This is a genomic window from Mesorhizobium sp. M1E.F.Ca.ET.041.01.1.1, assembly GCF_003997355.1.
GTDB lineage: Bacteria > Pseudomonadota > Alphaproteobacteria > Rhizobiales > Rhizobiaceae > Mesorhizobium.
In genome coordinates this window covers 1-9,618 of sequence record NZ_RZSL01000204.1, presented here as the reverse complement: position 1 = coordinate 9,618, position 9,618 = coordinate 1, and the positions used below count along the sequence as shown (strand labels likewise).

The window sequence follows — 9,618 nt, the reverse complement described above, 5'->3', positions numbered from 1 at the left end:
GGCCTCAACCTATTACAATGACGCCGAACGGACGCTCGGAAGGGCGGCAAGACTTATCGTTTAGAACTATCCCCTTCGCGCTGCGGATGCCGATTGTGAGTGCGCCACGGCGATCCCCTCTCCGCCCTGCTCGACCACAAAATCATGTTTCTTGGGCTGACGAGCCGCTCAGCTATTCGGTGTGATCAGTTTCAATGATGGAAAATAGGTGCGGTAGCGGCCAGCATCACGGGTGAACAGCGGCAGCCCGCTGACGGCGGCATGGGCGCCGATGAAGAAGTCGGGCAGCACACCGGTGCGCGATCCGCCCGCCTTGCGGTACCGCGTAAACACCTTTCCAGCGAGAAACAGGGCAGCGCGTGGCATCGCAGCGATTTCGAGACCGGCTTCGTCAAGAAACGCGTCGAGATCCTCGATGCGGTCATATCGTACGGCAAGCTCGGCATAGACCGCGTCGTTGATCGATAACGACCCATTGAGGCTTGCCGCCTCAAGCTGAGCGATCGACCAATCCGCCCACTTCGGATCGTCAGTTACGAGGTCGAGCAGAACGTTAGTGTCGACGAGCGTCACGCTTCGCCGCGCGTCAGCGCCATGATCGCGTCGGTATCGAGTCCCTTGCTGGCATGGCCACGCAACTTCGCAAATCGGCTCATGGGCTGCTTGTTGTCAGCGCGTCCAAGCACCACGCTGCCATCGGCGGCGCGGCGGAAATTAACCCTGCTGCCCGGAACGATTCCGAGAAGATCGCGGACCGGCTTTGGGATGGTCACCTGTCCCTTGGCTGTGACTGTCGTGGTCATGTTCCTACCTCGGTAATACCATTTACCCAGAAGGTATTACTCGACAGGTCAAATTTCAATCCCCGGATGGTCGAATTTCACGAAACCACGCGTGAGACGACAGCGTCCCTTACGGGCCGACGAATGGTCGAAAGTCAATGGTGGGACAGGTGCGAAGGGCCCTTCATCCGATCAGTTATCCGTGCCATTCCATACTTGGAAATCCGGGCGGGAAGGCGCGGCGGAAGAAATGAGCGCCCTCATCCGTCAAGAACCGCCTCGACCGGGCGAGGCGGAACGGCTTGCTCAGTCAGGTCTCGCTGCAAGGATCGAGAAGTGTTATGGCGCGAACGCAGTACCCATCGCGCGTCCCAACCCTAGCCCGAATTTGGCAAACAAATCGTAAACATTGGAGCGCGCATCCATGGAAACCAGGATCATCGACAGCCGGGACGATTTCGCGCAATGGGCGATCGATCGGGCCAATGCGATCCTGACGGATGAGGGTTCCGAACTCGCTACCGCCGCCCGCACCGGAAACGAAGCCCAAATCGGTGAGACGGCACAGGCGCTCGGCCAGGCGATTGTCGATGCGCTGCTTGAGGCGTTCGATGGTCTCGTAGGCGACGAATAAGCCACCGGCTTGGCCGGCATGACTGGCTGCGCAAACGGAAACGGCCGGTACGCGGGCTCACAGATCCATCCCGCATGACGAATTCGGCCTCGGAGGCTCCGGAAGAAGCGCGTGGCTGTGCGACAGGCGGTATCGGTGTATCTGAGGACCAGAAGATGAAAGCCGGCCGGGAAAACCTCTACATCAATCCGGCCCTCTTGGTGCTTCTCACTGATCGGCCGCCGCCGCGAACTCAATAACCCAAAGCAACAGAGCGCGGGAAATCGTACCGCAGATCCCAACGAGATCAACCGCCGCGCGCTTGAGACCGTCCCCTTGCTCATCCTGTCATCCCCGCTGTCGCACCGTTGGCCTTGTGCGCCGCCATAAGCATCGGTCCGATCGAAACTCCCCTGCCCCTCGCCTTATCGGTTAGCAAGCGCAGATAGCCGCCTGCGGTTGATGTGCTGTGCCCGCTGCAGCGACCGCCCATGCCATGGTGTGAATCAAAACCCGCCGCCTCATCACGATCCACGCGCCGGCTTGTCGAGGCTGCGCCGCAACGCATCGCTAATTTCCAATCGTGATTCGGTGCGAACAACCTTCCCCGCCGTTTCCAGATCGACGGCAGCTGCTTCAGCTCCATTTCCGGCGGCTTTCGACGCCTCAAGCTTTGCCCGCAGCAGGGCCATGATCATCGGCCAGACCGAGAACTTTCCGGCCTTGGCCCGATCCGTCAGGCTGCGCAAATAGCCGCCGGCGCTATTGATCTGGTCCTGCCGCTGGTAGATCGCAGCAAGGGTGATCGCCGCCTGCTGCTCACCCAACGCCGTTCGCGCTTCCTCCCAGGCGCTGGGGCTGATGCCCATCGTCGGCCGGGCAACCTCGGCCGCCGCCAGAAATTCACGCCAGTTGCGGATTCCGCCGCCGCCCTTCACCAGCCAGAGCATGTTCGTGCAGGCATCCAGTACGATTCCCAACGGCAGCTCGCGCTTCGGCAGGCTCCGCACATTGTCGGTTTCCGCAGCGCTGCCGCTCGCTTCATCCTTATCTCCTGAGCCTCTTTCAGATTCAGATTTAGAGTCTGGTTTTGAACTCTGTATGTGGCGCTCGATATGAGACTCATTGGCGCTCATATTCTTTGTTTTTACGAATGATTCCAATGCCTCACGCACTTCAGCCCAGAGGTCCTCAAGCTCGGCAGCGATGGCTTCGAGGACCCGGCCGGGCGCTGTACGGGGAATCTTGCCGACGATGGCTTGATAGGTTTGCTGGACCCTGCCCCAATTTGCCGGAACGCCTTCCTCAATGCCTGCGTCTATCATCTTGACGATGTCGCGGCGGCATATGGTTAGCCGTTCCTTAACGATCCGGTAGGCCCTCTTCTCGACTCGGACGACTTCCGCCAGCTCCTTGATCTCCGCTGCGCGCGCCAGGATCGGCGAGATGTCGAAGCCGTAGGCTTGCTCGATCTCGCCCCCTTGCCCTTTCCGCGCGTAGCGTTTGCCGTTGGGGCTGTCCCTGCGGATGATCAAGCCACATTCGACCAAGACAGCCAGGTGCCGCCGTAGCGTCGAAGGTGGCATGCCATTGGCGCGGCCGATCAACTGCTCATTGGAGGGCCAGACGATCAGCTCGCTATCGCCATAGAGCACGGTGTCCGGATGAAACGAAAGCAGGGCGTCAAGTATGGCCAGTGCGCGATCGGTCGCGCCCAAGGCGCCTCGGGCTTCCTTGATGTTCTGGAAGACATGCCATTTGTGGACTCTTAGGTCCGCCGGCATTGCCTTTGCGGCCACCTGGCTTGAAATCATGCCAAGCGTCACCGGCCGCCGCCCAAAGGGCGTCGTTGAGATATGCGTTTCCATGCTCTTTCACCTATCGCTAGGCAAAAGAAATCTGCTCGCCGAAACGGCGCTTTCCCTCACGGGAACTCTTGACTGTGATTCGCAGAAGTGCGATTCTCTAGGTGCTAACTAATGAGAAGGGCTTCCGGACGCTGTTTCGGGGGCCTTTTTCTTTTGCTGTGTCGATCTCCTGACTTCGTTGCCTGCATCGCAGAGCCGATTAACGGCTCTGCCGATACTCCTTGAAGAGGCGCGGCAGCTCGTTGAGCACGAATTCCGCAAACTCCGGTGATGATTTCCGGTCGATTGTGACCGTGACTTTCTGTTTGCTCTGGGTGATGCGGCCGATTTCCTGACCAGCATCCGATAGAAGCGTATCCTGGCTGCGGGCGAGCGCGCCGGGCTTGAGCGATCGCGCCACAGCTTCAAACCTGTCCTTTGAGGAAAGGGCGGCGAATTGGTGCTGCTGCGTGACAGCTCTCGCCTTGTCCAGTTGGGCGGGATCCGCTACGACATCGGCCAATGACATCCAATTGCGCCGGCCGACGCCATGCGCGGGACCAATCGCCTCGATGAGATCAACAGAAATCTTGGCGCCGACAGCCAGCATGTTCGACAAGTCGCTCTTATAGACAGACAGAGCTGACATGATCACATCCCGCGAAAAGCGTCGCTCGAGCTGCTGGGCGAAACGAACTTTTTCGATATAGGAGAGATCCTGCCGTTCGTTATTCTCCTGGCCTTGGGCGACGACCAATTCCTGGTCTGTGAGCTTGCGCACGATAGCTTTGACTGGGATCCCAAGCTCAATCGCCGCGCGCAGGCGCCGGTGCCCGAAGGCGACCTGATACTTGGCCGGATATTCAGGATGCGGCCGCACGAGAATGGGGACTTGTTGGCCCTCATTCCTTATTGCCTCCACGAAGCTGCGGAACGCTTCGTCGTCGCTCAACATTCGATCGGGGATAAACGATGGCTCGACGCTGTTGGTGTCGAGCTCGATGATCGTCTGACCAGAGATCAATCGTTGCTCTATCTCATCAGCCCTCTTCGAACGCTCATTCATTTCCCCCAGAGATTGCCCCAAAGCCCCCACTGGCGACCCAGAACCGCTCTCCAACAGATCGGGCGAACCTAAAAGCGGGCGAATGCGCGAAGACCGTCTGGCTGCCGGTGGCTCAGTGGTCTCGGGACCGAGGGATTCGGGACCAACTTGTGCCGGGGCAGATTCCAGGTTGGCGAAAATGCGCTTGCGGCTCATAGCGGTCTCCCCCACGCTTTCTTGATGAGGGCTTCTATCTCTGCGTTGACGCTCTCCATCGATTCCGTCGCGCGGTCGTAGGTTGTTCGCGTAAATTGGCTGCGTTCCACCTCGAAGATCGTCTGGTTCGTAAGTCCCGCATCGGAAATTGCTGTGCTTTTCAGCATCGGATGATTGAGGACATGCTCCCCGAAGATAGAGCGGAGGAACGCCACCATCTGATTTTGAGGTCCGTCGCTCGGCTCAAACCGGGTAATCAGATACTTCATCCATTTGAATTGCGATGAAGCCCCTGCCCTGCTGATTTCATCCAACAAATCGCCCGTCATTGCCAGAAACTGGCTCATCGACATGACGTCGAGCATCTGCGGATGGACGGTAATCAGGACCGATGTCGCGGCCGTAAGCGCGGACAGAGTGAGATAGCCCAGCTGCGGGGGGCAATCGATCACTACGACATCATAGATCTTCTGAACCTGCGCGAGTGCTTGGCCAATACGGGCAAAGAACATGGTGTCGCCCGGCGATCGGTTCATGAGTGCGCGTGGAGTATCGTGTTCGAACTCCATCAGTTCGAGATTGCCAGGAATTAGGTGCAAATCGGGGATGTATGTCGCACGGACGATTTCAGCGATGGGCCGCCGTTCGTCGTCGTAGCGGATTGCCCCATAGAGGGTTTCATTTGGGCCGACATCGATTTCGGGCTGATGGCCGAAGAGAGCGGATAGACTCGCCTGTGGATCAAGGTCGATTGCCAGGACCCGATAGCCTTTTAGGGCGAGGTATTGAGCAAGGTGGGCCGTGGTCGTTGTCTTTCCAGACCCACCCTTGAAGTTCATCACCGTAATAACCTGAAGGTCTTCACTGTCGGCTCGCCAAGGGAGATAACGCCTGCTGCCCCTTGCTCCGCTGTCCAGGAACTTGCGAATCGTGTGAATCGCCTCGACCGAATAGGAACGCCGTCCACCACCAGAGACGGTGGACACATCTGGAATTTCGGCAGCGACCTGTCGCAGGTAGCCTTCGGTTATCCCGATCAGCTTTGCGGTCTCGGCAGGTGAGAAATTGCGGATACCCTTTTCGGCATTGGGAGGAAATGTGCTGAGATGGTGGGCCTGCAGCTGAGTCGACAGCGTAGCGGAGTGACGCTGGATTAGCGTTTTCAGTTCTTCCGGCTGGCTGGCTGGCTCAAGTGCGGCAGCAGTGCTTACCATCGATTTCGTTCTCTTTCGCCGCAGTTGCGGAAGTTTGTCGTGTTTGCGGTTTTTTCCGCAGATGACGGGACTATGCCCGATTCTTTCTCGCGCGCAAGAAAATAAGGGTTAACAGCTTCTTAATGCCTGTTTTCGCGTGGACCGCGACGCTGTTAGCCGCGGCTAACTTCGCAAGCTGCGTGTCGAGAATATACGGCCCTTCGCCCCTCCTCCATTGTGATGGGAGGGTCAAACACGCTGCAAACAAAGGCCGCGAATACCGATTCCGCGCCTCACCCTCTCACTCGGTGTAGCTCGGCAATGCCGGCTCGCCGCTTGGCTGGGTCTGCTCGCCCATCGGCTGGCGCACCTTCGACCTCGGAAGCCACCCCGGCAGGCGGGGGTGGCGTTCTTCCAGCGACGGTGAGCCGACCTTTACGTCATTGCGCATCACCCGACGGCAAACATGGTCGTCGGGCCAGCTAGTTTCGTCTGCTTTGGCCCACCCATCAACAGAACCAGCATTTGTGCTCAGCCATCATCTGAATTTCGGGCGTTGCGAGCCTGGATCAGGAAAAACCGCTCCTCGACGATGACCTGTCAGGGATGCTCTCGGCTGCCTTGGCGCAGCATTAGGTCGGCAATCTACCACCCTATCACGACGTTCGAATTGGGTCGTAAGTAGCGGAGGGCTCTGTCGCCTACAAGCCCGTGGCCTTGGTGAGGTTCACGCGGAACCTGTCTCTGCGGCGCTGATAGCGGCGGGTCATCTCGAGGTGTGGCCGAGCTGCTTTTGCACGTAGCGCTCGTCGACCTCGGCCGACGAGGCTAGGCCAGCGCGCAAGGAATGATCTGTGAATTTTGTTCCGCGCTCGCCTTCCGACAGATCGCCACGGACACCGGCGGCGAGCGCCGCACGTTTGACGAGACGGGCGACCTCCTGGTCATTCAGCCGCTCGGCGCCGACGGCTTTGCCTTGCCCGGTGACCCGCCGAAACAGTGGGCCGTGGCCGATCCTTGCGAGTTTCAGCCAGGTCTGCACCGCGACCACCGGGCAGGTGGCATCGGATGAGCCGCGGCCGATCTCGACCTCGCGCCAGCCTATCTTGCCGCGCAGGGTAACGAGAACGCCTTTGTCCAAAATCTCGGTCCAGCCGCGGCCGTCCTCGGTTTGATCCCTGGCAACGTCGAGGCCGACGATTTCGGAGCGGCGCAGGCCGCCGGCGAGCCAAGCAACAACATGGCGCGGTCGCGCAGGCCACGCAGCGTGCCGCGGTCAAGGGTCTCGAGCATGGCAATCAGGTCTTCCGGGAGAATGGCTTCTTTCTGCCGGGGAGGGGAGGCGTGGGTGTTGCGGATGCCGGCGAGCACAGTGGCGATATGCCGATCTTTCCGGTCCAGCGGCTGGCCGCGCTGGCCATAGTTCCAGCTTAGCGCCGAAAGCCGCCGCTCAATCGTCGAGACGGAACGAGGCGTTTTGTCGCCGGTAGCTTTGCCAGAGGCCCAGGCGGTAATGTAGAGGCCGACGGTTTGCGGTTCGGGCGGAAATACCTCGAGGTTCTGACGGGACGCCCAGGCGCAAAAATGCTTCCAGTCGGCGGCCTAGGCGCGCCGCGTGTTGGCGGAGCTCGCGACCTCGACATATTTTCGCGCGTGGTCAGCGAGCTGTCCGAGATGCGCCGGCAGGCCAAACGTTGGCTCCGAACCGGACGTCGGCTGCGACCCGTACGCCGCCTGCGGGCGAGGGGAGGGGGATCGGCGGGTGCTTGGCCCATTGGCAGGTCGTCGCGCTTGCCTTGTCTTCTCCGGCGCTATGTTCGCCCTCGGCTTTCCGGTCCATCATGCCACCTCGATGTCGGTGTGCACGAAATCATTGCCCTTGAACAGCAGCGGAATGTCATAGAGCTTGGCACACGCGTAGGCGAAACAATCGCCCATATTCAGGTCCGCCTAGTGCCGGCCCTTGCCGAACCGATGGTACGCCCGGATGGCTTCGATCGCGCAATTGATCTCGATGATTTGCGCAGGAATCTCGTCCAGCATGAGGGTGACGAGTTCTTCCGCCTCTTCGATGGGGCAGGCCGTTTTCGCGCCAGGCTGGCGACGTACACACGATCGGCCAGACGCGGACACTTCCGGCCTGGCCAAGGCGAGCGGCAAGCGCCAAGCCATCCTCTTCGTCGCCGATGATGGCAGTGATTGCCGAGGCATCGATAAACATCAGCTATTCCCCGACAGGTCATCGAAAAAAGCCTTGTCGGCTTGGGCGCCGGTTTCGGGAAAGGCGCGATAACGCTCGGTAAGCGCCTTCAGCCGCTGGGGCAGGGGGATTGCGCCGCGGCTGCGTTGATACTCCTGTTCGACGGCGTCGCGGATCGTTTCGGTAAGGCTCATGTTCTTAAGTTTCGCCAGTTTGCGAACCGCCCATCGGTGCTTTCGTCCTTGACGGAAAACGCCATATCCATACCCTGCATTCTATACCGCTATACGATATCATATCGATCATCCGTTCGTCTCCCGCGAGGCAGCTTGTTGGCGGTTGCGACCTAATATGGTTCTGGAAATCGTTTGCTCGGCGAGTGGTCGGAAGGACAGGAGCGCCGGAGGCGCGGCGGCACTTGATGGAAATCTGCGACGGCGCACGTGGCTCATATGGAGCGGAATTCATGAGACTACGTGAATCGAATCTGAATCGGAAATCGTGACCGGCCGCCTGTATCAATAGGTCTGTACAATCAGTGACTTAAGGACCGACGGATTCGTCGCCATGCAGGTAATCTCACGAAAACCGCTTCAAAAAAAGCGGCGAGTCTCATGATGCCCGGCCATTGACGGGCGTGTATCTTATACGATACAGCGTATCTTGCTTGGTACAGAATGACTGATGGATTGAAGCGGATACCGGCGATCTTTTACTGCACGGCAAATGGCGTCGAGCCGGTCAGAGACTGGCTGAAGGCGCTATCCGAAGCGGATCGAAAAACGGTTGGCTTCGATATTGCCACGGTCGAGTTCGGCTGGCCAGTCGGGATGCCGTTATGCCGGTCACTCGGCGGCGGGTTGTGGGAAGTGCGCAGCAACCTCGCACATTGCCGGATCGGCCGCGTGATCTTTTGCGCCGCGCATGGCCGGATGATTCTGCGTCATGTCTTTGTGAAGAAGACCCAGAAGACACCGACACCGGACCTCGACATCGCCCGCAAACGGCAAAGGGAGATCGAACAATGACCAGCAAGCACATCGGCTCATCCTTCGACGCGTTTTTGCAGAAGGAGGGCATTCACGGCGAAGCCACCGCTCATGCGATCAAGCGTGTGCTGGCCTGGCAAATCGAACAGGCCATGGCCGAACAGGGCATCAGCAAGAGCGAAATGGCGAAGCGCATGAAGACCAGCCGTGCGCAGCTAGACCGCTTGCTGGATCCGGAAAACGACAGGGTGCAGCTCGATACCGTGCAGCGCGCCGCGGCAGCGGTTGGCCGTAGGCTTCAGGTTGAGCTCGCCTCACGTCAGGGGTTTTGACGGTTCTCCGATAAGGCAACATTATCATTCGTTTGTTGTTGCCGACAAGCTGTGCGTTTTGATGCGAAATTGATGGCATAAAGCGCACGGGCATTTTACCCTCGAAAGCATGATTCGCCTCGATCCCGCGACCGCCAGCTCCGCCGCGCCGCCGGCCGTCCCGGCCTGGGCGCTTGCCGGCGGCGGCAGCGCAACCGACGCCGACGCGGCCTTCCAGGCCGGCGCCGCCCTGGCTTCTCTTGACAGCCTCGCCCGCGCGCAGCCGGCCTGGGTCGGCGCCTGGCGCCAGCGGCTGGGCGCTCAAATGTGCCGCCGCCAGCATGCGGCTCGCCGGCCGCGCCGAGGATGAAGCCGCCCTGCGTGACGCCTGGCAGCTTTGCCCGGCCGGCGCTGATCCCGGT

12 protein-coding genes and 2 pseudogenes are annotated in these 9,618 nt (G+C 59.8%); 4 read left to right on the top strand and 10 right to left on the bottom strand.

Annotated elements, in window-relative coordinates:
* Window positions 1-168 precede the first annotated feature (168 nt).
* Together EOA38_RS17895 and EOA38_RS17890 are read right to left on the bottom strand one after the other, a co-directional pair.
* Complete coding sequence (locus EOA38_RS17895; RefSeq protein ID WP_127299843.1) at window positions 169-573, bottom strand: type II toxin-antitoxin system VapC family toxin; 405 nt, start codon at window positions 571-573, stop codon at window positions 169-171.
* Complete coding sequence (locus tag EOA38_RS17890; RefSeq protein WP_127299842.1) at window positions 570-803, bottom strand: AbrB/MazE/SpoVT family DNA-binding domain-containing protein; 234 nt, start codon at window positions 801-803, stop codon at window positions 570-572. Before EOA38_RS17890 ends, EOA38_RS17895 begins: the two co-directional genes overlap by 4 nt.
* Window positions 804-1,206: 403 nt before the next feature.
* On the opposite strand from EOA38_RS17890, the gene EOA38_RS17885 reads away from it, so the two are divergent.
* Window positions 1,207-1,416, top strand: coding sequence for a hypothetical protein (locus EOA38_RS17885; protein ID WP_127253930.1), 210 nt, complete (start codon window positions 1,207-1,209; stop codon window positions 1,414-1,416).
* A gap of 503 nt (window positions 1,417-1,919) precedes the next feature.
* Here EOA38_RS17885 and repC read toward each other — a convergent pair.
* From repC to EOA38_RS17850, 8 genes and pseudogenes are all read right to left on the bottom strand, one after another.
* Window positions 1,920-3,263 (bottom strand): plasmid replication protein RepC, encoded by a 1,344-nt coding sequence (gene repC, locus EOA38_RS17875; RefSeq protein WP_127299840.1) that lies wholly within the window; start codon window positions 3,261-3,263, stop codon window positions 1,920-1,922.
* Between the two features lie 199 nt (window positions 3,264-3,462).
* Window positions 3,463-4,503 carry a plasmid partitioning protein RepB gene (repB, locus tag EOA38_RS17870; RefSeq protein ID WP_127299839.1) on the bottom strand — a complete coding sequence of 347 codons (1,041 nt, stop codon included), beginning with the start codon at window positions 4,501-4,503 and terminating at the stop codon, window positions 3,463-3,465.
* On the bottom strand, window positions 4,500-5,717 hold the full coding sequence (gene repA / locus EOA38_RS17865; protein WP_127299838.1) for a plasmid partitioning protein RepA: 1,218 nt from the start codon (window positions 5,715-5,717) through the stop codon (window positions 4,500-4,502). The genes repB and repA overlap by 4 nt, the downstream gene beginning before the upstream one ends.
* A gap of 280 nt (window positions 5,718-5,997) precedes the next feature.
* A complete protein-coding gene (locus EOA38_RS39220) occupies window positions 5,998-6,147 on the bottom strand; it encodes a hypothetical protein (RefSeq protein ID WP_189434720.1) in 150 nt (49 codons plus the stop codon).
* 250 nt (window positions 6,148-6,397) lie between these two features.
* Window positions 6,398-7,382: pseudogene (locus EOA38_RS17860) on the bottom strand (tyrosine-type recombinase/integrase).
* Window positions 7,383-7,535: 153 nt separating this feature from the next.
* On the bottom strand, window positions 7,536-7,634 hold the full coding sequence (locus EOA38_RS41130) for a type II toxin-antitoxin system VapC family toxin (protein ID WP_292019124.1): 99 nt from the start codon (window positions 7,632-7,634) through the stop codon (window positions 7,536-7,538).
* 12 nt (window positions 7,635-7,646) lie between these two features.
* Window positions 7,647-7,856 carry a hypothetical protein gene (locus EOA38_RS41125; RefSeq protein ID WP_348627527.1) on the bottom strand — a complete coding sequence of 70 codons (210 nt, stop codon included), beginning with the start codon at window positions 7,854-7,856 and terminating at the stop codon, window positions 7,647-7,649.
* A gap of 60 nt (window positions 7,857-7,916) precedes the next feature.
* On the bottom strand, window positions 7,917-8,090 hold the full coding sequence (locus tag EOA38_RS17850; RefSeq protein ID WP_245480864.1) for a type II toxin-antitoxin system VapB family antitoxin: 174 nt from the start codon (window positions 8,088-8,090) through the stop codon (window positions 7,917-7,919).
* 483 nt (window positions 8,091-8,573) lie between these two features.
* Here EOA38_RS17850 and EOA38_RS17845 point away from each other — a divergent pair, with 483 nt between their 5' ends.
* The 3 genes and pseudogenes from EOA38_RS17845 to EOA38_RS17835 all read left to right on the top strand — a co-directional run.
* The gene (locus EOA38_RS17845; RefSeq protein WP_127299837.1) at window positions 8,574-8,924 is read left to right on the top strand and encodes a type II toxin-antitoxin system RelE/ParE family toxin; all 351 of its coding nucleotides are present in this window, start codon (window positions 8,574-8,576) and stop codon (window positions 8,922-8,924) included.
* Window positions 8,921-9,217, top strand: coding sequence for a helix-turn-helix transcriptional regulator (locus EOA38_RS17840; RefSeq protein WP_127299836.1), 297 nt, complete (start codon window positions 8,921-8,923; stop codon window positions 9,215-9,217). The genes EOA38_RS17845 and EOA38_RS17840 overlap by 4 nt, the downstream gene beginning before the upstream one ends.
* Before the next feature lie 109 nt (window positions 9,218-9,326).
* A pseudogene (locus EOA38_RS17835) lies at window positions 9,327-9,618 on the top strand (DUF1403 family protein); the annotation flags it as partial.

Excerpts from the sequence above, each read along its gene's own strand:
- EOA38_RS17890 (WP_127299842.1), bottom strand. The coding sequence starts at position 803 with ATGACCACGACAGTCACAGCCAAGGGACAGGTGACCATCCCAAAGCCG.
- EOA38_RS17885 (WP_127253930.1), top strand. The coding sequence starts at position 1,207 with ATGGAAACCAGGATCATCGACAGCCGGGACGATTTCGCGCAATGGGCG.
- repC (WP_127299840.1), bottom strand. The coding sequence starts at position 3,263 with ATGGAAACGCATATCTCAACGACGCCCTTTGGGCGGCGGCCGGTGACG.
- repB (WP_127299839.1), bottom strand. The coding sequence starts at position 4,503 with ATGAGCCGCAAGCGCATTTTCGCCAACCTGGAATCTGCCCCGGCACAA.
- repA (WP_127299838.1), bottom strand. The coding sequence starts at position 5,717 with ATGGTAAGCACTGCTGCCGCACTTGAGCCAGCCAGCCAGCCGGAAGAA.
- EOA38_RS39220 (WP_189434720.1), bottom strand. The coding sequence starts at position 6,147 with ATGCGCAATGACGTAAAGGTCGGCTCACCGTCGCTGGAAGAACGCCAC.
- EOA38_RS41130 (WP_292019124.1), bottom strand. The coding sequence starts at position 7,634 with ATGGGCGATTGTTTCGCCTACGCGTGTGCCAAGCTCTATGACATTCCG.
- EOA38_RS17850 (WP_245480864.1), bottom strand. The coding sequence starts at position 8,090 with ATGAGCCTTACCGAAACGATCCGCGACGCCGTCGAACAGGAGTATCAA.
- EOA38_RS17845 (WP_127299837.1), top strand. The coding sequence starts at position 8,574 with ATGACTGATGGATTGAAGCGGATACCGGCGATCTTTTACTGCACGGCA.
- EOA38_RS17840 (WP_127299836.1), top strand. The coding sequence starts at position 8,921 with ATGACCAGCAAGCACATCGGCTCATCCTTCGACGCGTTTTTGCAGAAG.